The 24077-nt window shown below is 68.0% G+C and carries 18 protein-coding genes; 9 read left to right on the top strand and 9 right to left on the bottom strand.

Annotated features, from left to right (window positions below):
* Window positions 1-85: 85 nt before the first annotated feature.
* Window positions 86-898 carry an alpha/beta hydrolase gene (locus ACGFH6_RS08455; protein WP_393381696.1) on the bottom strand — a complete coding sequence of 271 codons (813 nt, stop codon included), beginning with the start codon at window positions 896-898 and terminating at the stop codon, window positions 86-88.
* Window positions 899-1132: 234 nt separating this feature from the next.
* Here ACGFH6_RS08455 and ACGFH6_RS08450 point away from each other — a divergent pair, with 234 nt between their 5' ends.
* A complete protein-coding gene (locus ACGFH6_RS08450) occupies window positions 1133-1750 on the top strand; it encodes a sigma-70 family RNA polymerase sigma factor (RefSeq protein WP_393381694.1) in 618 nt (205 codons plus the stop codon).
* A 56-nt stretch (window positions 1751-1806) separates the two neighbouring features.
* Window positions 1807-4572, top strand: coding sequence for an AAA family ATPase (locus ACGFH6_RS08445; RefSeq protein ID WP_393381692.1), 2766 nt, complete (start codon window positions 1807-1809; stop codon window positions 4570-4572).
* A 1-nt stretch (window position 4573) separates the two neighbouring features.
* Here the strand turns inward: ACGFH6_RS08445 and ACGFH6_RS08440 are convergent, their stop codons facing one another.
* The 3 genes from ACGFH6_RS08440 to ACGFH6_RS08430 all read right to left on the bottom strand — a co-directional run bounded on the left by ACGFH6_RS08440 (window position 4574) and on the right by ACGFH6_RS08430 (window position 7141).
* Complete coding sequence (locus ACGFH6_RS08440) at window positions 4574-5524, bottom strand: alpha/beta hydrolase (protein ID WP_393381690.1); 951 nt, start codon at window positions 5522-5524, stop codon at window positions 4574-4576.
* Window positions 5525-5550: 26 nt separating this feature from the next.
* Window positions 5551-6393: an alpha/beta fold hydrolase gene (locus ACGFH6_RS08435; RefSeq protein WP_393381688.1), complete on the bottom strand. Its 843-nt coding sequence runs from the start codon at window positions 6391-6393 to the stop codon at window positions 5551-5553.
* A gap of 97 nt (window positions 6394-6490) precedes the next feature.
* Window positions 6491-7141, bottom strand: a complete 651-nt coding sequence (locus ACGFH6_RS08430) for an NUDIX domain-containing protein (protein ID WP_393381687.1) — start codon at window positions 7139-7141, stop codon at window positions 6491-6493.
* 124 nt (window positions 7142-7265) lie between these two features.
* Between ACGFH6_RS08430 and nadA the strand changes: the two genes are divergently transcribed.
* Window positions 7266-8246 carry a quinolinate synthase NadA gene (nadA, locus tag ACGFH6_RS08425; RefSeq protein ID WP_393381685.1) on the top strand — a complete coding sequence of 327 codons (981 nt, stop codon included), beginning with the start codon at window positions 7266-7268 and terminating at the stop codon, window positions 8244-8246.
* Window positions 8243-9754 carry an L-aspartate oxidase gene (gene nadB / locus ACGFH6_RS08420; RefSeq protein ID WP_393381683.1) on the top strand — a complete coding sequence of 504 codons (1512 nt, stop codon included), beginning with the start codon at window positions 8243-8245 and terminating at the stop codon, window positions 9752-9754. Before nadA ends, nadB begins: the two co-directional genes overlap by 4 nt.
* A 6-nt stretch (window positions 9755-9760) precedes the next feature.
* Here the strand turns inward: nadB and ACGFH6_RS08415 are convergent, their stop codons facing one another.
* Window positions 9761-10126, bottom strand: a complete 366-nt coding sequence (locus ACGFH6_RS08415) for a winged helix-turn-helix transcriptional regulator (RefSeq protein ID WP_393381681.1) — start codon at window positions 10124-10126, stop codon at window positions 9761-9763.
* 127 nt (window positions 10127-10253) lie between these two features.
* Between ACGFH6_RS08415 and ACGFH6_RS08410 the strand changes: the two genes are divergently transcribed.
* On the top strand, window positions 10254-11222 hold the full coding sequence (locus ACGFH6_RS08410) for an NADP-dependent oxidoreductase (RefSeq protein WP_393381679.1): 969 nt from the start codon (window positions 10254-10256) through the stop codon (window positions 11220-11222).
* A 112-nt stretch (window positions 11223-11334) separates the two neighbouring features.
* Window positions 11335-13212, top strand: a complete 1878-nt coding sequence (locus ACGFH6_RS08405) for a glycosyl hydrolase 53 family protein (RefSeq protein WP_393381677.1) — start codon at window positions 11335-11337, stop codon at window positions 13210-13212.
* Window positions 13213-13262: 50 nt separating this feature from the next.
* Here ACGFH6_RS08405 and ACGFH6_RS08400 read toward each other — a convergent pair whose 3' ends face one another.
* From ACGFH6_RS08400 to ACGFH6_RS08390, 3 genes are all read right to left on the bottom strand, one after another.
* Window positions 13263-14012: a hypothetical protein gene (locus ACGFH6_RS08400; protein ID WP_393381676.1), complete on the bottom strand. Its 750-nt coding sequence runs from the start codon at window positions 14010-14012 to the stop codon at window positions 13263-13265.
* Window positions 14013-14034: 22 nt separating this feature from the next.
* Complete coding sequence (locus tag ACGFH6_RS08395; RefSeq protein WP_393381674.1) at window positions 14035-14538, bottom strand: SigE family RNA polymerase sigma factor; 504 nt, start codon at window positions 14536-14538, stop codon at window positions 14035-14037.
* Between the two features lie 318 nt (window positions 14539-14856).
* Window positions 14857-17646 carry an AAA family ATPase gene (locus tag ACGFH6_RS08390; protein ID WP_393381672.1) on the bottom strand — a complete coding sequence of 930 codons (2790 nt, stop codon included), beginning with the start codon at window positions 17644-17646 and terminating at the stop codon, window positions 14857-14859.
* A 227-nt stretch (window positions 17647-17873) separates the two neighbouring features.
* Here ACGFH6_RS08390 and ACGFH6_RS08385 point away from each other — a divergent pair, with 227 nt between their 5' ends.
* On the top strand, window positions 17874-18656 hold the full coding sequence (locus tag ACGFH6_RS08385) for an enoyl-CoA hydratase/isomerase family protein (protein WP_393381670.1): 783 nt from the start codon (window positions 17874-17876) through the stop codon (window positions 18654-18656).
* Window positions 18657-18770: 114 nt separating this feature from the next.
* Window positions 18771-21551: an AAA family ATPase gene (locus tag ACGFH6_RS08380; protein WP_393381669.1), complete on the top strand. Its 2781-nt coding sequence runs from the start codon at window positions 18771-18773 to the stop codon at window positions 21549-21551.
* 22 nt (window positions 21552-21573) lie between these two features.
* Here the strand turns inward: ACGFH6_RS08380 and ACGFH6_RS08375 are convergent, their stop codons facing one another.
* Window positions 21574-22644: an NAD-dependent epimerase/dehydratase family protein gene (locus ACGFH6_RS08375; protein WP_393381667.1), complete on the bottom strand. Its 1071-nt coding sequence runs from the start codon at window positions 22642-22644 to the stop codon at window positions 21574-21576.
* 149 nt (window positions 22645-22793) lie between these two features.
* Between ACGFH6_RS08375 and ACGFH6_RS08370 the strand changes: the two genes are divergently transcribed.
* Entirely contained in the window at window positions 22794-23912 is a 1119-nt protein-coding gene (locus ACGFH6_RS08370) for an alpha/beta fold hydrolase (RefSeq protein WP_393381665.1), read from the top strand.
* Window positions 23913-24077: the final 165 nt, after the last annotated feature.

Here is a 24077-nt window from a genome sequence, read left to right as displayed (position 1 = left end):
GCCTCCCCCGGGATGTCGGGAGGGATCATGCTGCGCACGAGGATCGCCTCGGCGTGGGACTTGACGTGCGTGCCGCGGAGGACTTTCAGGCGCCGGCTGGGGTCGGCCAGCCGGCGTGTTCTGCAGCCCAGGCCAGGGCGTAGTCGGCGACCTCCTCCCACCCCTCGTGCGCGGGTAGCAGGTGCGGCATGCCTTCGTATTCCTTGATCTCGGTGATGGTCTTCGAGGACTTGTAGTGCTTGGCGTTCGACCGCTGGATGCTTGGCGGCATCAGATGGTCCTCGCTGCCGGAGATGAACAGCAGCGGCGGCCGGTTGTCGTTGTGGTAGTCGACGTGGACGTCCTGCGGGCCGGGCTCGAAGTTCGCCAGCAGGCTGTTCCAGAAGATCCGCCCCGAGGCCGGGACGTGGTACCGGTGGTAGAGCTCGAGGGACTCTTCCTCGGTGAAGGTGTTGGCGAAGGTGTACTTCCACTGCTCGGGCGTCAACCCGACCGCCTTGTGCCGGTTCGCCGGGTTCTTCAGCACCGGGAACGACGCCTTGACCTGGGACAGCGGGGTGACGCGCACGCCCTCGGTCGGCGCGGAGTTGATCGCCACGCCCGCGGCACCGAATCCGTGGTCCAGGAGGACCTGCGTGAACGCTCCGCCGGCGGAGTGGCCGATGATGATCGGCGGCTCGTCGAGGGCGCCGACCACCGACTCCAGGTGCGAGATGATCGCCGGGGCTGTCACCGCCTCGATCGGCGTCGGGTCGGCGTTGAGTGCCTCGACCTCCACCTCGAACCCCGGGTAGGCGGGCGCGACGACGTTGTAGCCGGCCTTCTGGTAACGGTCGATCCAGTGTTCCCAGCTGCGCGGGGTCACCCAGAACCCGTGGACGAGAACGATGGTCTTCATGATGTGCCGCCCTTTCCGGCGAGGTAGTCGATCTGTTGAGTTACACCTCTAGGTCCGGACAGCTCGCCGAGATGTGACAGGACCGAAGCAGGCGAGCCCTCCCGTGGTCAGAACCATGGATCCCGTGGTCATCCGGACCACGGGATCGCCTATGGGTCTGCCAGGGCGCGACGGCGGCACCGACGACGGAACGTGAAGGGAGGACATTTTCCAGAGTGCAGGGAGGCCGGAAGCGTGAGAGAAGAACTGTCGGATCTCGATGAGGCCCTGGCGACGTTCGTCGAGGTGCGGCCGCGGCTGATGGCAATCGCATACCGGATGCTCGGCAGCACGAGCGAGGCCGAGGACGTCGTCCAAGAGATCTGGCTGCGCTGGCAGAAGACGGACCGCGCGGTCGTCTCGAACCCGCAAGCTCTGCTGGCGACCATGACCACCCGGCTCGCCATCAACGTGAGCAAGTCCGCCCGGCGGCGGCACGAGACCCTGGTCGATCGCTGGGCCCCCGACGTGGGCGATGCCCGCGACGAACCTGCTGCCCAGGCCGAACGCCGCGAAGCCGTCGAGGAGGCAGTGCAGCTGATGATGGCGAGACTGACTCCGAGTGAGCGTGCCGCCTACGTGCTCCGGGAGGCGTTCGGCTACCCGTACCGGCAGATCTCGGAGCGACTCCACGTCGGAGCGGCCAACGCCAGGCAGTTGGTCAGCCGCGCCCGCGCACATCTCGCCGCCGACGCACATACGGTGGCGGACTCGGCCTCGCACGAGCCCTTCTTGCACGCGTTCCTGAACGCCGCCCAGGCAGGCGAGCTCGCCGGCCTGGAGGAGGTCCTGGCAGCCGACCTGGCAGCCTGAGGCTCGTTGCCACCCCCACTGCCCGCAGCCTAGGCTCGGTCATTGGGCGGTGGGCGATGGCGATTCAGCTGCAAGGCCGGCAGCGCGAGTGCGAGGCACTCGATCGGCTCGTGGTCAGTCTTCGAGCCGGGCAGAGCGCTGCGCTCGTGCTGCGCGGTGAAGCCGGCATCGGCAAGACCGCATTGCTGGACTACGTGCAGACGCATCCCGCCGGGAGCCGCGTCGTGCGAGCAGCCGGCGTCGAGTCCGAGCTGGAGCTGGCGTACGGCGGCTTGCACCAGCTGTGCGCCCAGCTACGACCGCATCTCTCCACCCCCACGTACGACGCCCTCAGTACCGCGTTCGGCTTGACTCCGGGTGATCCCCCGGACCGCTTCCTGGTGGGCGTCTCCATGTTGAACCTACTGACCGAGGTCGCCGAGGATGAGCCGCTGATCTGCTTGATCGACGACGCTCAGTGGCTGGATCGGGTGTCCGCTCAGAGCCTCGCCTTCGTGGCCCGCCGGCTGCTGGCCGAACGGGTGGCGCTGATCTTCGCGGTCCGTGACCCCAGCGCCGCCGATGAGCTCTCCGGCCTGCCCGAACTGGTCGTGACGGGTCTGGACTTCAGCGATGCCCGCGCCCTGCTGGACATGGCCCTCACGGGCGTCGTGGACGAGCGTGTCAGGGACCGGTTCGTGGCCGAGACGCGAGGCAATCCACTGGCGCTGATGGAGTTGCCCCGCACTCTGTCGGCCGGCCAACTGGCAGGTGGCTTCGGGCTCCCCGACGCCCTGGACGCGCGTGCGCTGACCAGCCGGATCGAGGAAGGCTTCCGGACTCGTATCCAGTCGCTGCCGCCCGAGCCTCGGCTGCTCATGCTGGCCGCTGCTGCCGAGCCGATCGGTGACGCCGCCCTGCTCTGGCGGGCTGCCGAGCGGCTGGGGATCGGTCCGGACGCCGCCGCACCGGCGGAGTCCGCCGACCTGATCGACATCGGTGCCCGAGTACGGTTCCGGCATCCGCTGATCCGCTCGGTCGTCTACCGCGACGCTTCGCAAGCGGACAGGCGCAGCGTGCACCGTGCCTTGGCCGAGGCCACCGATCCTGCAGTGGATCCCGATCGGCGGGCCTGGCACCGCGCCCATGCCGCCGTAGGGCTCGACGAGGCGGTGGCCGCCGAACTGGAGAGCGCCGCGGAGCGGGCCCGGGCGCGCGGTGGTCTGGCCGCCGCCGCTGCCTTCCTGGAGCGAGCCGCCGAGTTGACACCGGATCCGGTACGGCGCGCCGGACGAGCGCTGGCCGCCGCTGGTACCAAGTTCCGGGCCGGCGAACCGGACGCCGCCTACGACCTACTCGCCACCGCGGAGATCGGCCCGCTGGACGACCTCCAGAGCGCCCACCTCGCGCGGCTGCGCGCCCAGATCGTCTTCGCCCGCCGGCGCAGCAGCGATGCCGGACCGTTGCTCCTCGACGCGGCCAACCGGCTCGAGGTCCTGGGCGACCCGTTGGCGCGGGAGACGTACCTGGAGGCGCTCGGTGCCGCCATCTTCGGCGGCCGGCTCGGCGACGTCGTGAAAGCCGCCGAGGCGGCCCGCGTGGCTCGTCCCGCCCCTGCGCCGGCCGGTCCGATGGACCTCCTCCTGGACGGGGTCGCCACGCGATTCACCGAGGGGTACGCCGCCGCCGTACAACCACTGCGGATGGCTCTGCAGGCCCTCCGCGCGGACGCCACCCGCGGTGCGGCCAGACTCGAGCACTGGCTGTGGCTGGCCTGCCCGGTCGCGCCCGAACCGGTCGCGCCCGAGCTCTGGGACGACGAAACCTGGCATGACCTGGCTACCCGCGCGGTCGATTTCGGTCGGAAGCTCGGAGCCCTCGGCGTCCTCCCGGTGGCGTTGTCGTACCGGGCGGGCGTCCACGTGCACGCCGGAGAGTTCGCTGCGGCGGCCGCGCTCATCTCCGAGTCCGACGCACTCGCCGCAGCAACCGGCAGGGCGCCACTGCGGTACTCCCGCCTGATGCTCGCCGCCTGGCGTGGCGAGGAGCACGAGGCCATGAAGACGATCGAGGCCGGCGTCAAGGACGCGACTGAGCGCGGCGAAGGCCGGGCGCTTGCGTTGGCCGAGTGCGTGACCGCCGTGCTGTACAACGGCCTGTCCCGGTACGACGCCGCCCTCGACGCAGCCCGCCGAGCCTGCGAGCAGGAGGATCTCGGATTCTTCGGCTGGTCCCTGGCCGAACTCATCGAGGCGGCGGCGCGCAGCAACGCCCGTACGACAGCGGCCGAGGCACTGCAACAGCTCGAGCACCACGCGGGCGCGGCCGGGACCGACTGGGGCCTCGGCATTCTGGCTCGGTCGAGGGCGCTCCTGACCGAAGGCCCCGCCGCCGACGCCCTCTACCGAGAGGCGATCGAGCGGCTCGGCCGCACGCGGGTCGCCGTACACCTGGCCCGTGCCCACCTGGTGTACGGCGAGTGGTTGCGCCGTGAGCAGCGTCGCCAGGATGCCCGCTTCCACCTGCGCGTCGCCTACGACAGCCTCGGCGACATGGGCGCGAAGGCGTTCACCGAGCGGGCTCGCCAAGAGCTCGTCGCGACCGGTGCGACAGCGCGGAGACGGCAGGTGGACACGCGTGACATCCTCACCGCCCAAGAAGCGCAGATCGCCCAGCTGGCTGCCGGCGGGCTCACGAACCACGAGATCGGCAGCCAGCTGTTCCTCAGTCATCACACCGTGGAATGGCATCTCCGCAAGGTGTTCAGCAAGCTGGCCGTCACGTCGCGCAAGCAGCTCAGCCCGACCCTGATCGACGCCGCGAGCCCGGTCTCGGCGGTCTGACCTACTTGGCGCCGAGCGCCTTGCGGAGCACGTGGATCGCCTGCTCCACCGCACCGCTCACGGCCGCCGACTCACGCAACGGGTTCAGCATCATGAAGTCGTGGATCGTGCCGTTGTAGCGGACGCTCGTGGTGCGGACGCCGGCCTCGGTCAGCTTGCGGGCGTACGCCTCGCCCTCGTCGCGCAGTACGTCGTTCTCGTCGACGATGACGAACGCCTCCGGCAGACCCGCGAGCTCGTCGAGCCCGGCCCGCAGCGGCGACACGGTGCTCTCGCCGCGCCGGGTGTGGTCCGGCAGGTAGGCGTCCCAGAACCAGGCCATTCCCTTGGCGGTCAGGAACGGTCCGTCGGCGAACTCGCGGTAGCTGTCGGTGTTCTGAGCGGCATCGGTCACCGGGTAGTACAGCGACTGGTGCACGAACGTGACGTCGCCGCGCTGCTTGGCCAGGATGGTCACCGCCGCGGTCATGTTGCCGCCGACCGAGTCGCCCGCGATCGCCAGCCGGCTCGGGTCGAGGCCTTCGTCGCGGCCGTGGGCGGTGATCCAGCGGGCGGCGGCGTACGCCTGCTCGATCGCGACCGGGTACTGCGCCTCCGGCGAGCGGTCGTACTCGACGAACACGATCGCGGCCTCGGCACCGACGGACAGCTCGCGGACCAGACGGTCGTGGGTCCCCGCATTGCCGAGGATCCACCCACCGCCGTGGATATAGAGGATCGTGGGCAGCGGCCCTTCGGCGCCGACCGGCTTGACGATCCGGACCCGGACGTCACCGACCTCGGCCGGTACCGTGATCCACTTGTCGTCGACCGTGAGCTTGTCGATCGGAGCTGCCTGGATGTCGTCCAGAACCTTCCGGGCCTCCTCCTTGGACAGCTGGTAGAGGAACGGCGGTCGTGAGGTCGCGTCGGCGATCCCCTGCGCCGCCTCCTCCAGAATGTGCTTGGTCATTGGATTTCCTCCCTTTGAAACAGGTTCTAGCTGCGCGCGGCCTGTTCGATCACCCTGGTGACGACCTTGGGGTCGGACATCAGGCCGAGGTGCCCGGCGTCGTACTCGGTGATGGTGGCGCCGGCCCGCTTGGACATCGTCCGCTGTGCACTGGCCGGGATGATCTGGTCCTTGGTACCGATCGCGCTCCAGGACGGGATCGTCTTCCAGGCCGGGGTTGCGGACGGCTCGTTGAGCGCACCCAGTGCGCCCGGTCGCTGGGTTGCGAACACGAGATCCTTGTCGTCGGCGCTCAGCCCGGTCGCGAACGAGTCGAAGACGGTCGACCGCTTGAGATAGACGTCGGTGGTCGGGGAGGGCGGCAGTGTGGGAGGTACGAGGTCGAAGATGGTCGCAGGGTCGGACGCGAGCGCCGAGTCCGGCCCCACGAGCTGGAACGGGGTCTCGCCGGTGTCCGGGGCGAAGGCGTTGACGTACACGAGCGCCTTGACGTTCGGAAGCCCGGTGGCCGCGTTGGTGATCACGAACCCGCCGTACGAGTGACCGACCAGCACCACCGGTCCGGTCACCGTTTGCAGGAAGGCGCGCACTGACGCCGCGTCGCCCGCAACCGAGCGCAGGTTGTTGGGGATGGCACGGACCGTGTACCCGTCGTCCTGCAGACGCTGGGTGACACGGTTCCAGCTCGAGGCATCCGCCCAGGAGCCGTGCACCAGCACGATGGTCGGCTTCGCCCCACGCTGTTCCCCGGCAACGCTCTGCACCGGGTTGAAGCTCGCCAGCACCACCGCCGCCGCGGTCAACAGCAACGCCACACTGCACCCGCGTTTCTTGGAACGCCGAACAGGTTTGGTCAGGGGATTCGTCATGGATCCACTTCCTCCGTGTAGTGGACAGCCGGCCACATGCCAGCCACCTCACCACTAAGTCCAAACACCAACCCCCGATGTGACATCCCCAGCCGGATCAGCGGGGTGGGCGTAGTACGGCGAAGGGGTCTGTGACGGTGAGTTCGTGGGTTACGAACTTGTAGACGGTGGCGGGGCGTCCGCCGGACTGGCCGGGGCGAGACGTGCGATCGGTCGGGTCGATCACGTGGCGCCGGGTCAGAACGCGAGTCAGGTTGGTGGCGCCGAGCTCGTAGCCCAACGCGGCGCGGAACAAGTCGCGCAACTCCGCGATGGTGAACTCGGGCGGGGCGAGGGCGAATCCGATGTTCGTGTACGACAGCTTCGCCCGGAGCCGCGCGACCGCTGCGTCGATGAAGAAGTGGTGGTCGAACGCCGTACGCGGTAGGTCGTCCACCGGGTGCCAGACCGTGTCGGTCGGCAGGTTGGGCCGTACGTCGGACGGAACCAGGCCGAGATAGGCCGTCGCCAGCACCCGCGCCCGCGGATCACGGTCGATCGCACTGTGGGTGGCCAACTGCTCCAGATGCGCGACGTCGCGTACGTCGACCTTCGCCGCGAGATGAGCGGTGATGGCCTCCCGGAGCCTTTCGGTGGGCTCGACGCCACCCCCAGGCAACGCCCAGCGATCCCGGTGCGGACTCCGCGCGCGTCTCCACAGCAGGACACACAACCTGCCGTCGCGGACGGACAGGACCACCGCCAGCACCTCGTGGGGATAACTGGGGAAGTTAACCGGATCACCTTTCTTGGCTGCGGACACGTCGCAGATGGTACCGTCAATCCTAGTTATCGCCTATCGAGCGAAAACCTGTCGATGGAAGGACCTCGTCGTGACCGTTGCTCAGAGCACGGCAATCAGCTGGCAGGAAGAGGTACGCCGCCTGGCCCGGGAGCGAGATGCGGTGGTGCTCGCCCACAACTACCAGGAACCGGCGATTCAGGATGTCGCCGATCACGTCGGCGACTCGCTCGCACTGTCTCGCGTCGCCGCCAGTACCGACGCGTCCACGATCGTCTTCTGTGGCGTGCACTTCATGGCGGAGACCGCCAAGCTGCTCAGCCCGGACAAGACCGTGCTGATCCCCACTGCTCAGGCCGGCTGTTCCCTGGCGGACACCATTGACGCCGACCAGCTGCGGGCCTGGAAGGCCGAGCACCCCGACGCCGCGGTTGTTGCCTACGTCAACACCAGTGCGGCGGTGAAGGCCGAGGCCGACATCTGCTGTACGTCGTCCAACGCGGTGGAGGTGGTGAACTCGATCCCGGCGGATCAGCCGGTCCTGTTCCTGCCCGACCAGTTCCTCGGGGACCATGTCAGGCGGCAGACCGGTCGGGACAACATCGAGGTGTGGATGGGCGAATGCCACGTGCACGCCGGCATCACCGCGGCCGACCTACGAGCCCAGGTGGCAGCCGATCCCGCGGCCGAGGTTCTGGTCCACCCCGAGTGCGGCTGCGCGTCGTCGGCGGTCTGGCTCGCCGGTGTGGGTGATCTGCCGGCAGATCGGACCCACATCCTGTCCACCGCCGGCATGCTGGACACCGCTCGTGACATGACCGCGAAGACCGCCCTGGTCGCGACGGAGATCGGCATGCTCCACCAGCTTCGCAAGGTGAACCAGAAGACGACCTTCCTGCCGGTGAACCCCAAGGCCTCGTGCCGCTTCATGAAGATGATCACCCCGGAACTCCTCGTGCGGTGCCTGCGTGAGGGACGCGACGAGATCCACCTGGCGCCCGAGATCGTCGAGCGTGCCCGGCGTTCGGTCGAACGGATGGTTGCCATCGGCAAGCCGGCGGGTGCTCGATGACCCACGCAGTCGACGTCGTCGTCATCGGCGCCGGCGTGGCAGGTCTCTCGACCGCGCTCGGCCTGGCGGCCACCCGCGACGTACTCCTGCTGAGCGCCGGCGAGGGCAGCACGCCGTCGGCGCAGGGCGGTGTCGCCGCCGCGTACGGCGAGGACGATCCGCTCGACCACGCACGCGACACCGACATCGCCGGCGCCGGATTCTGCGATCCCCGCAACGTTCGGGCGCTGGTCGAGGAAGGACCCCAGCGACTTGCCGAGCTGATCGCTCAGGGGGCTCGCTTCGACCGCAACGACGACGGATCGCTGTCGAGAACTCTCGAGGGCGGCCACGGTCATCCGCGGATTGTGCACGCAGGCGGTGACGCCACCGGCGCGGAGGTTCATCGCGCGCTCCGCAGCGCACTGGACCTCACCGGCGTTCAGACGATGGATGGACGGACCGTCGGCCTGATCAAGTCGGACTCCGGCCGCGTCATCGGCGTACTCGTCGAAACCGGCACGGAGACCATCCGGATAGATGCGCGCGCCGTAGTACTTGCCACCGGCGGAATCGGCAACGCCTACCTGGCCAGCACCAATCCGCCGACCGTGCGCGGTGACGGCATCGCTCTGGCGCTGCGGGCCGGTGCATCCCTGGTGGACATGGAGTTCGTCCAGTTCCACCCGACCGCGCTCTTCACCGGTGAGACCAGCGGTCAACTGCCGTTGGTCACCGAAGCCGTCCGCGGTGAAGGCGCCGTACTGCGTGACATGCAGGGTCGCAGGATCATGGCCGGCCGGCACCCGCGGGCCGATCTGGCTCCTCGGGACATCGTCGCCCGGGAGGTCGAGGCAACGATGCGCCGCGACGGATCCGACCACGTCTGGCTCGACGCCACCTCGATCGCACCCGACGTACTTCGCCACCGGTTCCCGACCGTACTGGCCTCCTGCGCCCGGATCGGGGTCGACCTGCTGTCCGAGCAGATCCCGGTCGCGCCCGCCGAACACTTCCTGTGCGGCGGTATCCGGACCGATCGCGACGGCGCAACCGACGTACCAGGTCTGTACGCCGTCGGAGAGGCCGCCGCAACCGGCGTACACGGGGCCAACCGGCTCGCCTCCAACAGCCTGCTGGAGGGCCTGGTCTTCGGCCGGCGCGTTGCCACGGCCCTCACCCTCGACCTCCCCCCAACCGTCCACGGTCGCTCACACGAACTGACGCTGAACCATGATCGCGAACCGGAACGGATCCGCGCGATCCTGACCAAGTACGCCGGTATCCGTCGCGATGGCGCAGGTCTGAACGCCGCTGCGGACGAACTCGGGCCGCTCGGCGACGGACCACTGGCGACGGTCGCACGAGCTGTCATCGCGGCAGCGACCACACGACAAGACAGCCGCGGCTGCCACTGGCGCTCGGACTACCCCCACTCCGACGAACGATGGAACGAGCATGTCGTCGTACGCCTCGACGAACGAGGCCGCCCGACTACCCGACAACTCCTACGCTCAGGCGCGCCCTGACCTCGTTCAGGTTGCGGCGTGTACGTCGTCGAGGTGGGTCTCCACCCAGGTGCGCAGTTGGGCGAGGGGCTCGGCGACGCTCTTGCCGAGGGCGGTGAGCGCGTACTCGACGTGCAGCGGAACGGCAGGGTAGATCGTGCGATCGATGAAGCCGCGGTCCTCGAGGCGGCGCAGCGTGTGGGTGAGGACCTTCGGGCTGACGCCCTGCAGTCGCCGCTGCAGCGCGCCGAAGCGCTGCGGACCGTCCTCCAGCGCGCCGATCGCCAGCGCTGACCACTTGTTGGCCAGCAGATCGAGTACGTCGCGGCACGGGCACAGCGCCGAGTAGACGTCGTGATGATCGTGCTGGTCGGTCTCGCAACGCGTCGGCATCAGGCCTCTCCTCTTCGTGTACTACCCAAAGGGTAGTACCTGCCCTTGCGGGTTACTACCACCCAGTGGATAGCTTCTCCGCGTAGTCGCGGCCCGACCAGTCCGCACCGACGAAGAGGAGTAACCGGTGACCACCCCCACCATGCGAGCAATCAGCCAGAACCAGTTCGGCGGTCCTGAAGTCCTGCACCCCGTCACGGTCGCGAAGCCGGTGCCGTTGCCGACAGAGGTGCTGGTGCGCGTCGTGTCGGCCGGGCTGAATCCCGTGGACTGGAAGACGCGTGCCGGAGGCGGGATGGCGGGCGTGCTCGGCGAGCCGCCGTTCATCCTCGGCTGGGACGTCTCCGGCGTCGTCGAGGAGATCGGTTTCGGCGTGCACACGCTCAGCGTCGGTGACGAGGTGTACGGGATGCCGTGGTTCCCGCGGCAGGCTGGTGCATACGCGGAGTACGTGACCGCGCCTGCTCGCCAGTTCACCCGCAAACCAGCGACGCTGAGCCACGACGAGGCCGCGGGCGTGCCGCTCGCCGCACTGACTGCTTGGCAGACGTTGACCGCCGTGGCCAACGTGACGCCCGGGCAGCGGGTGCTCGTCCACGCGGCGGCCGGCGGCGTCGGCCACCTCGCCGTTCAGTTCGCCAAGCACCTGGGTGCTTACGTCATCGGTACTGCGAGCGCAGCCAAGCACGACTGGTTGTGCAAGCTCGGCACCGATGAGCTCGTCGACTACACCGCCGTACGGTTCGAGGACGCGGTACGCGATGTGGATGTCGTCATCGACTTGATCGGCGACAGTCACGACAACACCAGCACGCGCTCGCTCGATGTGGTCCGGCCCGGCGGCCTGGTTGTCGCCGTACCTTCCGGAGTCTCGCCGGAGTTGCTCGAGCGGGCCGAGGCACACGGCCGCCAGGCTCGCCCATTCCTGGTCGAGCCCGACGGCCCGGCGCTGACCACGATCGCCGAGCTCATCGACGCCGGCGACGTAGCTGTCGAAGTAGCGGAGATCTTTCCCTTCGACCAGGCCCCCGAGGCACACCGTCGCGGCGAAAGCGGACGCACCCGAGGCAAGCTCGTCCTGCACGTGGCCCCCTGACCTCCGGCAGTACGAACGCATCGGTCGATCCTTCGCTCTTGACAGCGGTCGTGCTGGGACGGATTCTGTGACCGCTCACAGCATCCGCCTCGCTGACAGGACTCCGCCCGTGATGAGACCGACGCATCTCCTCAGATCTGTCACCGCCCTGGTGGTCCTCGCCGCCATCACTTCTCCACAGCCGGCCGCAGGGATCGGCGGGACAGCGACGATCAACCCGATCGCGAGCGATATCGCGGCCAAGTTCTGGTCGTCGGTCCAGGTGAGCAGCGGCTCGGACACCGCGGCACTCGCGAAGGATCAGGACGAAGCGACAGCGTGGATCGCCGACGACCACAGGCCTGGGCAATGGCTGACGCTCGATCTCGGCGGCAGGTACGACGCGATCCGCAAGGTCGAGGTCGTCTTCCCCGACGCCGGTTCCACCTATCGCTACGTCGTCGAGGCGTCGGCGGATAACTCGCACTGGGCCACAATCGCGGATCACTCCCGCAGTACTGTCGCTGCTCGTGGTGCCGCCGACCTGGTCCATCGCGAGGGAATCCGCTACCTGCGGGTCCGGATCATCGGCACCAGTCCCGGTGCGACCGTGGGCATCAGCGAGATCAGGGCGTTCAACTATCTTCGCGACGACCTGGTGAACGGTGCGGACATGTCGTACGCCGACCAGCACCAAGGCCAGAACTTCTACGTGAATCCGAACCCGTCGATGGACGACATGGGCGCCGGGCCGGGCCTGCTCGACGTCGCGGCCGATCGCGGCATGCAGTTCACCCGGTTGCGGGTCTGGAACGAGCCGCGCGACGAGAGTTCGGGCCTTCCGACCTCACCGGCGTACCAGGGCCCGGACCGCACCGCGGCGGTCGCCAAAGCTGTCGTCGCGCGCGGCATGAAGCTCGGTATCGACTTCCACTACGCCGACTCGTGGGCCGACCCCGGCAAGCAGCCCAAGCCGCGCGCGTGGGCACAACTGACGTTCCCCGAACTGCAGCGAGCCATGTACGAGTTCACCTACGACTATGTACGCCGCCTGGCCCGGCAGGGAACGCGCCCGGACAAAGTTGCTGTCGGCAATGAAGTGATCAACGGCTTCCTGTACGGCAGCGAGGCCGCCGAGATCGGCACGACCAACCCGCCGTACTTCGACCGGGACAAGGACATCTACCAGTCCCAGCCAGGTGGCGGCCTGCTGTGGAAGTACTGGAAGTCGACAGTGCCCGAGGAGCAGGTCAAGTACGACCAGGCGTGGGATCGTTTCGCTTCACTGATGGCCACCGGCATCAGCGCGGTTCGCAAGGCCTCGCCGTCCACCAAGGTCGAGATCCACGCCATCGTGGACAAGGACCGGTTGGACAAGACCATGGAGTTCTGGCAGCAACTCCTCCCCCGACTCAAGGCCCGAGGCGTGGATCCGGATGTCCTGGCACTGTCCTACTATCCCGAGTGGCATGGCTCGCCGGACGAGCTCGATCTCTACCTGCACACCATGGCGACGACGCTGGGCAACTACCGGCTCGAGATCGCCGAGACGTCCTACCCGGCATCCGGCGAAGGCGGCGCTCCGATGCCGAACTCGACGTTCCCGCGCACGGTCCAGGGCCAGGCCGACGCGCTCCAGCGCGTGATCCAGGCGGCGAACGACATCGTCGACAACAAGGGTCTCGGGATGCTGGTCTGGGAGCCGGCGGACTGGCAGTCGATGTTCCGCGCAGTCCCGGGGATGCCGGGGTACTTCGAGCCGTACGCCTCGATCGACATCTTCGCCAAGAGTGCCGCGAAGAACATCCTGCAGGACAAGGTCTACCTCACCGCCAAGGCAGGAAGAGCTCCGCGGCTCCCCCACAACGTCACAGTCCTGCGGGTGAAGGACAAGGTCGTCCGAGCCACGCCGGTCAAGTGGAGCCAAGCCGACGCACAGGGCACCAGATACTCGATCACCGGCCAGACCGCCTATGGACCCGTCACCGCGATCGTCGACGTGGTGAACTGACCGCCCGAACGGAGGTGCGGCGCGGCGATCCCGGCGTACGCGTCCGGCTGCTAGCGGCCGAGGTCCTTGCCGTACCCAACGGGTGGGAAACCCCAGGATTTGCTGTCCGCGAGTGCGGTGAGTTGTGTGACAGTGAGCAGCGGCCGGGTGCGAGTGATGGGGGCGTGCTTCCACGCCGTCGAGTTGGCGTTGCCGACAACGATCACCCGGCCATCGGTGTAGCGCACCTGGACTGCGCTCATAGCAGCGACCGGCGTTCCCTTCACCGATCCGCCCGGCTGGTGCTCAGTCAGGACGATCGTCCCATCCGGCCGAGTGATGCAGTTCTCCGGATGAGCCTCGTTCGCGCAGGAGATCTGGCTCTTGCGAGTCATGACCTGGACTTCGAGCAGCGAATCGCCCTTACCATCGTCGACGACGTACGAGGCACCGATGAAGTTGTCGCCCCAGGTACGCGGCTGCGACACCTTCATTCCGGCCGGCACGAGACTCCTGAGAGTCCGCAGCGTGTCAGTCGGAGTCACCTGCCGCGCCGGCTTCGCAGCCGCCGAAGGCGACGTCGCGGCGCTCGGCACGCCCGCGACCGGCGTCCCGGCAGAACTCTCGCCGCCGAGCATCTGGCTACCGGCGAAGATCACGCCGGCCACAGCCACCACAGCGCTCGCCGAGGTGAGGCCCACCAGTGCGTTGCGGCGCCGGCGAAGGACGACACCACGGCTGATCCCGCGATCCACCAGATCGGTGGACTCCGGCTCCAGATTCTCGGTGGCACGTCGCATCAGATCGGTTACGTCGTTCATGAGAACTTCTCTCCTCTTCGGGTCACAGGGATGCCAGGTGGACAGCGTCATCGCCGAGGACCGCCCGGAGCCGGTCGAGCGCCCGGGAGGTGCGCGTCCTGATCGCACCAGGCTTCTTGCCAAGATCCAGCGCGACCTGTTCGACGCTGCGATCTTCGAAGAACCGCAGCACCAACACCGCTCGATCCAGCGGCGCCAACTCGGACAGGGCGCCCTGGAGCGCGACCCGCAGTTCGGTATCGCCAGGAGATTGCGCGATCTCTTCCGGAACCTCGGCGTACGACTGCTCGACCAGGCGCCGGCGCCGCCACTGGGACACGAAGGTCCGTGCCAACACGGTCTGCGCATACGCTGCCGGATTGTCGATGCGCGAGATCCCACGCCAGGCCCGGAACATCTTCGCCAGCGTCTCCTGCACCAGGTCTTCCGCCTGATGGCGGTCGCCGGCGAGAAGCCAAGCTGTTCGGTAGAGATGAGGCGTCCGGGCATGCGCGAATTCCTCGAAGTCGTCCGCCGCCTGTCTCATCCACTCTCCTCCGTCGTGCCTACAAGCAGTACGACGCTCAGACAGGCGATCCCGTTACACCCCTCGACGAATCCACCGGGAAACGTTCACTCCGTCGGCGTACACCTCCGCCAGCGCGTTGGGGCCGGGCCTGCGGAGTTGTTGACACACATCCTCGGCAGACCCGGTCACCTTCCAAGGGATATGTTCTGGTGCCCGTCGCCGAAAACGTGCCCCATGACGCGACGGCTCAGTCGCCGTACCCGCCATCAAAACGCTCATTGTGAGACAAACGCAATCGCGTCGTACCAACGTCCGCTAGTCGTCCGACGCAGCGGCTCAAGGGCTCGCGCTGGTGCCGCGGAGTGCGTCGGCCAGCTGCCGGCGGGCGGTGATGCGTAGCTTGGTGAAGATCTTACGGATGTGCCACTCGACCGTGCGTGGGCTGAGGAACAGCTCCGCGGCGATCTCGGCGTTGGTGAGGCCGTCCACCGCCAGGCGGGCAATGTGCAGTTCCTGGGCGGTGAGCTGCTGACGGGCCTCTGCCACGTGTCGGTGGACTGTCTCGCCGGTTGCGCTCAGCTCGCGGCGCGTTCGGCCGGCGAAGCCTTCCATCCCCATCGCTGTGAACTCGTCGTACGCGGCCCGGAGCTGGTCGCGAGCTTCGAGCCGACGGCCGGCGCGGCGGAGCCACTCGCCGAACAGCAAGCGGGCACGAGCCGGCTCGACGCGCAGGTTGGTGCGCTCGAGGCGATCGACTGCTTCACGATAGAGCTCCTCGCACCGTGGACCATCGTGAAGTTGTGCCTGCGAACGCGCGACGATCCCCAGGGCCCAGTCCGTGCCGGTCCCTCGTGCTGCCTCCATGAGTTGCTCGGCGGCCGATGCGGCACTGGCAGAATCCCCCGTACGCACAGCGGCCTCAACCAGCTCGACCAGACTCCAGGACCTGACCACTGTCTCCTCCGGGTGAGCCGCGGACTCGCGCGCTGACGCGAGGGCCGCGGCATACCTGCCATGACTGTTGCAGAGCAGTGCGTTCGCCCAGTCGGTCAAGGACACACCGATCCCTTCACCGCGGCTTGCCGCGTCACGTCGCGCGGAGGCGAGCAGGCGCGATGCGTGCTCGTCGCGTCCCTCGAAGGCTGCCAAGCCGATGGCGCCGTACGGCGTCATTCTGAGCTGCGCCAGCTCGGTGGCCGTCTCGACCTCATCGACCAGAGCCGACGCAGCGCGCAGGTCACCGGAGAACAGATCCACAAAGGCTCGCGCGGTCAGAGCGAGCGGCAGCGCGCTCAGGGCACCTGAATCCCGGGCAATCTGAAGGTGCCGGCTGGCCAACCGCTCCCACGCATCGCTGTCCCTGAGGTCGATCGCGACCACCGTAGCCAGCCAGAGGAGCCGCAGCGCCTCCGGCACCGAGAGATCGTCGCTGTCGAAAGCCTTGATCGCGGCGACGAGCATCGGAGCCGCCGGCCCGTAGCCTTCACCGAAGAGCACTGCCACTGCACGCAGCAGGTCGTCCCCACGTCGTGACCGAGGCGGCCTCGGTACGTCGCGCACCATCACGGCAATAGCCACCGTATTCGGTTCGGTCGCCAGATGTCCGGCGAACCACGATGCCGTGAACGCATCCACGTAGCAGTCCAGAGCCAACTCGAGATCGAGCAGTTCGAGCCGTTGCGCGGCATTCACCAGAAGCGGAAGCGCTTGCCGACTCTGATTGTTCGCGAGGCCTATCTGGGCACGCAGTACGTCGAGGCGTGCGCGTTGTAGCTCGTCGAGCTGTCCATGCTCGGTCACAGCGAGCAGCTGCAATGCTGCCTCGAGAGCGCCGGCATGGATCATCACCTGCGCCGCATTGAGCTGACGCTGAACCCGGATATCGGCGTCGGCAGTCAGCACGGCCGCGCGTTCCAGGAAAGCGGCCGCGGCCGCGAGGCCGCCCTGTGCCAGGGCGCGATCAGCGGACCGTTCCAGCTGCGCCGCGACGTCGTCGTCCGGGCCTGTTACCGCGGCTGCGCGGTGCCAAGCTTGCCGATCGGGGTCCGTGCTCGGGTCGGTGCTGTCGGCCAGCGCTCTGTGCGCCGCCCGTCGCTCCGACGCAGCGGCCGATCGATAGACCACCGAACGGACCAGGGGATGCCGGAACCGGACCGTCTCGCGGAGCTCGATCAACCCACCACGCTCAGCCGGCCGGGCGGCATCTACGCCGATACCCAGACGGTGGGCCGCCCTCCACAGCAGACGGACGTCACCCAGCGGCTCCGCCGCCGCGGTGACCAGCAGAAGGCGGGCGTCGCGCGGCAGTAGCTCGATTCGACGGTGAAACTCCTCCTCCATCCGGCTTGTCAACGATCTGCTCCTGGTCGTGCTGTCCGGACCCAGGCCGAAGCTCAGCTCAGCCGCGGTGAACCATCGAGGGAGCTCCAATAGCGCCAGCGGATTCCCGTGTGCCTCAGCCAGGATGCGATCGCGGACACGCGTGTCGAGACGACCACTCACCGCCGACTCGAGCAGTGCTTCAGCATCCGGCGCAGTCAGACCATGGAGCCACAATTCTGGGAGCCCCGCCCAGGTCTCGGCGCCATCCCCTGCTCTGACCGCGACAGCCATGGCGACCGAGCTCGCGATCGGCTGGGACGTCAACCGGCGGGCCAGGAAGGCGAGCGTCCGTACGGACGCCTGATCAAGCCACTGGGCGTCGTCGATGACGCACACGATGGGGGAATCTCCAGCGCTGACGGACAGCAACGTCGAGGTGGCGAGCCCGACCAGGAACTGGTCCGGTGGTCTTCCGTCGCGTAGTCCGAAGGCTGTGGCGAGGGCGTCCGCCTGCGGTCCGGGGAGTTGATCGAGCGCGCCCAGCAACGGCTCGCACAGTTCCTGCAGGCCGGCAAAGGCAAGCTCCATCTGCGACTCGACACCGGCGACGCGCAGGATGCGACAGTCTGTCGCTGCCGCCGCAACGTAGCCGAGCAGGGCGCTCTTGCCAATCCCGGGCGCACCGCGCAGGACCATCACGCCGCGACCGCCCAGGCGAGCGCCCGCGACAAGACGATCCAGCACCTCGCACTCGTCGCGCCGCCCCCGCAACTTCGGCCCGTCAGGGCCGGCTCTTCGGGACACGACCGCCTCCAAGCACTTCTGTCCCAGAGGTTCGCATCGGATTCCTGGGTACGCAATGCCGGATCTCCGGACGGACTTCGATGAGCCCTCCGAGGCCAGGCCGAACGTCGGCGAAGCACCAGTGCAGTGGCCAGTGCCTGGTACTGGCGCAATTACCGGCACGGTGAGTGATGGTCGAGTCGCCGGCTCGGGCGGGAGTCGCGTGAACAATGATCGGAGACCACTCGATGAACGCTCCGCAGTTTCACGTCACCGAAGTCTCGGACGCCTACTGGCGAGCCAGTTTCAAGAACGGGCCGATGAACCTGATCGATCCCGACACCGTCGATCAACTCGCCGAGCTGGTGGCAAGGATCGAAGCTGCTCCTGCACTCACAGTGGTCGTCTTCGACAGCCTGAACCGGGACTTCTTCATGGCGCACTGGGACGTCACCGCCGACCGGGCTCGGCTGGCCGGGATGACACCAGGACCCACTGGCCTGCACCAGTACGTGGACAACCTTGTGCGCTTGAGCAAGGTCCCGGCGGTCACCATCTCGGCGATCCGTGGGCGAGCCCGGGGCGCCGGCAGCGAGTTCGTGCTGGCCACTGATATCCGGTTCGCGAGCGACAACGCCCTCCTCGGCCAGGTCGAGGTAGGTCTGGGAGCAGTGCCGGGTGGCGGCGCGATGGCTCGCCTGACGCGACTGGTCGGCCGAGCGCGGGCGGCCGAGATCATCCTCGGTGCCGACGACTTCCCGGCAGCTCTCGCCGAGCGGTACGGCTATGTGAACCGGGTCCTGCCTGACTCCGAGTTGAACGACTTCGTCGACCTGTTCGCCCGGCGCATCGCCGGGTTCGACAAGGTTGCGATCGTGGGCGCGAAGGCTTTGCTGGATCTCGCGTCGCTGCCGCCCGACGAGGAGTTCGCGCCGGGAATGTCAGCGTTCCTCCGGACCGCGTGGCGTCCGGTGAACGCCGCGCGGATCCGGCAGCTGCTCGAGCACCAGGACGGCTGGTCTCCGCACTGATCGCGACCGTTGCCCCAAGCCTGGAGTCAGTGCCAGAGTGAAATCTGCGTCGGCTCCGACGTCGCCCCATGCCGTGGCCGATCTGCCAGCTCGGATCGGGACGATGGGGTGCTCATGACTGTCAGTTCAGGTTGGCCCGGTCTCCGTGGACGCCGGGCCGAGTGTGAGTCGCTGACATCACTCCTCGGCACAGCTCGAACCGGAGACAGCCAGATCCTGGTGCTCCGTGGCGAGGCCGGGATCGGCAAGACGGCGCTACTGCGGTACTTGCTGGACAACGCCGACGGATACCGCGTCAGCCAGGCAGCCGGTGTGGAGTCCGAGATCGAGCTTGCTTTCGCCGGTTTGCACCAGCTCTGCATCCCCTTCCTGGATGGGCTGGATCGACTGCCGCCCCCACAGCGAGCGGCACTCGAGACGACGTTCGGTCTTGCGTCAGGCGCAGCGCCCGATCGGTTCGTCGTCGGGCTGGCGGTGGTCAACCTGCTGAGTCACGCTGCCGAGGAGCAGCCGCTTCTGTGCGTGATCGATGACGCTCAATGGCTGGACCAGGAGTCTGCGCAGACCCTGGAGTTCGTCGCCCGTCGGCTCCGCGCGGAGCCTGTCGCGATGGTGTTCGCGATTCGTACCACCGATGACCCGGCGAGGCTCACCGCTTTGCCGCAGCTGGGGGTGAGCGGACTCAACAACCAGGATGCCGGCCAACTGCTGGAGTCGATGGTGACCGGGCGGCTCGACGCCCAGGTCCGGGACCGCCTGGTCGCTGAATCGCACGGCAACCCGCTTGCCCTCCTCGAGCTCCCCCACGAGCTTGTCGCCGCCGGCGTTGTGCTCGGCGACGGGAGCGGGCCGGACACCAGCCTGACCAGCCGACTCGAGGAAGGATTCCTGAAGAAGCTGGAGCCGCTACCGGACCAAGCTCGCCGGCTGCTGGTGGTGGCAGCCGCCGACCCACTCGGGGACGTCGACCTGGTACGTCGTGCTCTGCAGCGACTCGGGATCGGCGACGAGGCCATCTCAGCCGCCGAGTCGACAGGCCTGCTCGAACTGCGCCATCGAGTCGACTTCAGACACCCACTCGTCCGCTCGGCTGTCTACCGTGCGGCCGCTCCGGAGGAACTGCGCCTCGCACATGAGGCCCTCGCCGATGCCACGGATCCGGTCGGCGATCCGGATCGGCAGGCTTGGCACCGCTCCCGGGCCGCCTCGGGACCCGACGAATCAGTCGCGACCGCACTTGAGCAATCTGCGGACCGGGCCCTTGGCCGCGGTGGAATCACGGCGGCGGCCGGGTTCCTCGAAGCCGCCGCGAGGCTCACGCCGGACCCCGCTCGGCGCGCTCGTCGCTCGCTCGCGGCCGCCCAGGCAAAGGCGACAGCCGGTGCCTTCGGCGACGCGCTGTCATTGCTCGCCGAGGCACAAGCCGGACCGCTGAACGAGACGGAGAGCGCGCGCGTCGGCCTTCTGCAGGCGCAGATCTCGCACTATTCCGAAGGCGGGAACAAAGGGCTGCCGCTGCTCCTCGCTGCGGCCGGCCGGCTGGAGCAGCTCGACGCCAGGCTCGCCCGGGAGACGTACCTCGACGCCTTCGCCGCGGCGATGTTTGCCGGCAGGCTCGCCTCCGGATCCGGAATCGGGATGCGGCAGGTCGCCGAAGCACTGCGCGGCATTCGGCTGCCGACCACGGCCGACAAGTCCGACGTGATGCTGCGCGGGATCGCGGTGCTGTACACCGACGGCTACGCGGCCGCGGCACCCGGCCTGCTGGACACCGTGCGAGCGTTCGGAACCGGCGAGCTCAGCATGGATGAGTCCGTGCGCTTCGCGTGGCTTGCGGCCTGCGCGGCGACCGATCTCTTCGACGACCTCAATTGGGGCGTCCTCACGCAACGACATCTGACCGCCATTCGTGGGATCGGCGCGTTGAGTGTGCTGCCGGTCGCTCTCAACAGCCGGATCATCTACAACCTGTACAGCGGCGACACAGCCGAGGCGGAGGCCCTGGTGGCCGAATGCGACTGGGTGGCCGAGGTGACCGGAGGGCAGAACACGATGATGCCGTACGGCGCCGTCTGCCTCAGCGCGATCCGCGGAGATGCGTCACGAGCAGAACCGCGCTTCCGTAACCTGCTCGACGACGTCGCAGCCCGCGGCGAAGGGGTCGGCCTGAACATGATCGGCTGGTTCCAGGCCGTCATGTTCAACGGCCTCGGCCGCTACGAGGAAGCCTTGACCGCTGCCCAACTGGCCGCCGCGTCGCCACTTGAGCTCGGGCCCCCGAAATGGGCCCTCGCCGAACTCGTCGAAGCAGCCGTGCGCATCGAGCGCACGGCCGACGCGAACCTCGCGTTCGAACAACTCGCGTCGTTCACCCAGGCCAGTGGTACCGATGCAGCACTGGGCGTCGAAGCCGGCCGGCGAGCTCTGTTGCACTCGGGCCGGACCGCCGAAGACAACTATCGAGAAGAGGCCGAGAGACTCGGGCAGACAACCCTCGGGGTCGAGCGTGCCAGAGCCCAACTCCGGTACGGCGAATGGCTGCGACGTCAGGACCGCCGCGGGGAGGCACGGACCAAACTGCGCCTCGCGTTCGAAGCCTTCAGTGCCATGGGAATCGACGGATTCGCAGAACGTGCATGCCACGAACTCGCCGCCACAGGCGAGGCCGTACGTCGGCGGGCCGTCGAGACCAGCAGCGACCTCACCCCGCAGGAAGCCCATATCGCCCGACTCGCCACCGAAGGTCTCACCAACGCCGAGATCGGCGCCGCGCTGTTCCTCAGCGCGCGCACAGTCGAGTGGCACCTACGGAAGGTCTACGGGAAGCTCGGCGTCCAGACCCGCAGAGACCTGCGCCAAGCCCTGCCCCGCCCGGCGCCGGCCGACGCCCACTGAAGGGACGATCGATCCGCGCCGCTCAGCCGAAGAGCTTGTGGAATCCGTCGCGCCAGGAGGGGTACTCCGGGTTGAACCCGAGCTCGGACTTGGCCTTGGCGTTGCTTGCTGCGCGGAGATGGCTGCCGTAGTACACGGCCTGGACGCCGATCTGTGTCTCGGCCTCCTCCTCGGAGATGTGCCGTGGTGGCGGGGCGTCCAAGAGCCGGGCCAGGTACGGCAACCATTCGGCTTGCGGCGCGGGCTCGTCGTCCACCACGTTGTAGACGCCTGAGTCGCCGCGATCGACGGCCTGCGCCGTGATAGTCGCCGCATCACGAACGTGCACGAACGGGTACCTGCCGGCGCCGTCGCCGACGATCGGCATGTCGCCCGCGACGACGGCCGCGACAATGTCTCCGCCAGGGCCGATCGCGGTGCCTTCGCCGTACAGGAAGCCGTAGCGCAGCACGACACCTTCGATCCCCGCCGCCTCGAGCAGGAGGTTCTCCGCCGCGATGTTCGCCCTGATGTGATTTCCGATCGGTCCCGGGCCATCGAGGTACGGCGGCGCCGATTCGTCGGTCAGTCCGGATCCGGGTTGGGTCATGAAGCTGGCGCTCTGCGCGACGAGGCGACGGCTTCCCGCGTTACGAGCCGCGCGGATCAGAATCCGAGTCCCCTCGCTCCTCAGCCGGTTGGTCACCGCCAGCCAGGTGCCGTAGTCGTGAGACGGCGCCGAGAGCGCTGTCATCAGGTTGACGATCACGTCCGGTTTCGCCTTGGCGACCACCCGGCCGACGTCCACTTCGTCGAGTCCGTCCATCAACACCGGCCGCGCTCCGAGCTGCTCCACGACAGGGAGGCCCTCACGTCGACGGCTGCTGGCCGTGACCTCATAACCGTGACCGACCAGCGCTTCTACGAGCGGCCGGCCAATGACTCCTGTTCCTCCTGCGACAAATACGCGCACGATCGTTCCTTCCTGTCGTAGCCGGCCGCTTGTCAGTGCAAGCCGCCCATTGACCTCCACGATGTCTTCGCGGGCCCGGACGCGCGCCCGGGCCGGGCACTGGTGCACACCCTGGTGACAGGCCGAGGGCCGCCACGGCATCGGTGCCGGCAAGCACGGGCCGAGGGTCGGCCTCGGGGCCAGGGACGAGACCAGGGACCGTCACGGGCGCACCAAGGCGGCGCGAACGCCCAGTCTCGATGAGGTCGACAGATCACAGCGGATCTGTCTCTTCTCGAAGGAGTCTCATCATGAGCACGTCTGCCCAAGAGCCGCCTACCGACGTCGACGGCGACCTGTCCTCGCCACAGCCCGCCCGGAGCGTGCTCTCCCGCCGTGGCTTCGTCGGCGCTGCCGCGGCTGCGACCGGTGTGTCGCTGATCGGTGGTCTGGCCCCCTCGACCGCCTTCGCCACGCCACGGCGGGCAGCGGACGGTCTCGGCTCGGTCTCCACCGCACCGAAGCTCCCGACCGGATTCACGAGAACTTTCAAGAGCCGGTTCATCGAGGCCAACGGCATCCGCCAGCACGTAGTCATCGGCGGTGGCGGCCCGCCGCTGCTGTTGGTGCACGGCTGGCCCGAGAACTGGTACGCGTGGCGCTTCCTGATGCCGGCACTGGCTCGCGACTTCACGGTGATCGCCGTCGACCAGCGCGGGATCGGACTGACCGACAAGCCCCGCGAAGGGTACGACGCGGCCACGCTGGCCAAGGACCTCGCGGAGCTGATGACGAAGCTGGGCCACCAGCGTTTCGCGGTCGTCGGCCACGACACCGGCTACATCATCGGATACGCGCTCGCCGCTGACCACCGCGACAGGGTCGATCGCCTGGTCGTTGCCGAGACTCCCGGACCACCCGGGGTGGAAGATCCAGCAGGCCCGCCGCCACCTCCCCTGTTCGTCCCCGAGCCGCTCAACAACAGGCTCTGGCACATCCCGTTCAACCGCGTCGACGACGAGTTGATCGTGGACATGGTCAGGAGCAACGCGAACGCCTTCTATCGCTACGAGTACTCCATCCAAAGTGGCGGGACGACACTGCCCGACTACGCGATCGACTACTACATCAGCCTCTACAACCGTGACCGCGGCACGTTGCGCGCCACCTTCGGCCTCTACCGCGACTGGGACCTCACTCTCGAGCAGAACAAGATCCGTCAGACGAACAAGCTGACCATCCCAGTGCTCGGGATCGGTGGACAGCAGAGCTGGGGCCCGGCAGCAGCAGGCGGCATCGCACCTGCCGCACAGAACGTTCAGAGCCTGGTGATTCCCGGCGTAGGTCACTGGGTCGCGGAGCAGGCTCCCGCCGCAATGATCGAGGCGCTCAACACCTTCCTACGCCCGTACCTGAACGCCGCCGGATAGCCGACGCCGCCAAACGAGCGGCCTCCCGCGTGCCAAACCCTGGCCACCGGACGCACGCAGTCGGGCCAGTGCCCGCTACTGGCGCAATGCATCGGCCCGACGCGCAACGCTGATTGGCGAAAAGACCCCGTTCGTCGGCGCTCGGTGCGCCGGTCGACCTACCCG

The organism is Kribbella sp. NPDC049227, assembly GCF_043197265.1.
In the GTDB taxonomy this organism is placed as follows: Bacteria; Actinomycetota; Actinomycetes; order Propionibacteriales; family Kribbellaceae; genus Kribbella.
This window is presented reverse-complemented; position numbering and strand designations above follow the sequence as displayed.

Coding starts and splice junctions, on each gene's coding strand:
- ACGFH6_RS08370 (WP_393381665.1), top strand. CDS start 22,794: ATGAGCACGTCTGCCCAAGAGCCGCCTACCGACGTCGACGGCGACCTG.
- ACGFH6_RS08415 (WP_393381681.1), bottom strand. CDS start 10,126: ATGCCGACGCGTTGCGAGACCGACCAGCACGATCATCACGACGTCTAC.
- ACGFH6_RS08405 (WP_393381677.1), top strand. CDS start 11,335: ATGAGACCGACGCATCTCCTCAGATCTGTCACCGCCCTGGTGGTCCTC.
- ACGFH6_RS08395 (WP_393381674.1), bottom strand. CDS start 14,538: ATGAGACAGGCGGCGGACGACTTCGAGGAATTCGCGCATGCCCGGACG.
- ACGFH6_RS08380 (WP_393381669.1), top strand. CDS start 18,771: ATGACTGTCAGTTCAGGTTGGCCCGGTCTCCGTGGACGCCGGGCCGAG.
- ACGFH6_RS08400 (WP_393381676.1), bottom strand. CDS start 14,012: ATGAACGACGTAACCGATCTGATGCGACGTGCCACCGAGAATCTGGAG.
- ACGFH6_RS08440 (WP_393381690.1), bottom strand. CDS start 5,524: ATGACCAAGCACATTCTGGAGGAGGCGGCGCAGGGGATCGCCGACGCG.
- ACGFH6_RS08375 (WP_393381667.1), bottom strand. CDS start 22,644: ATGCCGTGGCGGCCCTCGGCCTGTCACCAGGGTGTGCACCAGTGCCCG.
- ACGFH6_RS08455 (WP_393381696.1), bottom strand. CDS start 898: ATGAAGACCATCGTTCTCGTCCACGGGTTCTGGGTGACCCCGCGCAGC.
- ACGFH6_RS08445 (WP_393381692.1), top strand. CDS start 1,807: ATGGCGATTCAGCTGCAAGGCCGGCAGCGCGAGTGCGAGGCACTCGAT.
- ACGFH6_RS08385 (WP_393381670.1), top strand. CDS start 17,874: ATGAACGCTCCGCAGTTTCACGTCACCGAAGTCTCGGACGCCTACTGG.
- ACGFH6_RS08435 (WP_393381688.1), bottom strand. CDS start 6,393: ATGACGAATCCCCTGACCAAACCTGTTCGGCGTTCCAAGAAACGCGGG.
- nadB (WP_393381683.1), top strand. CDS start 8,243: ATGACCCACGCAGTCGACGTCGTCGTCATCGGCGCCGGCGTGGCAGGT.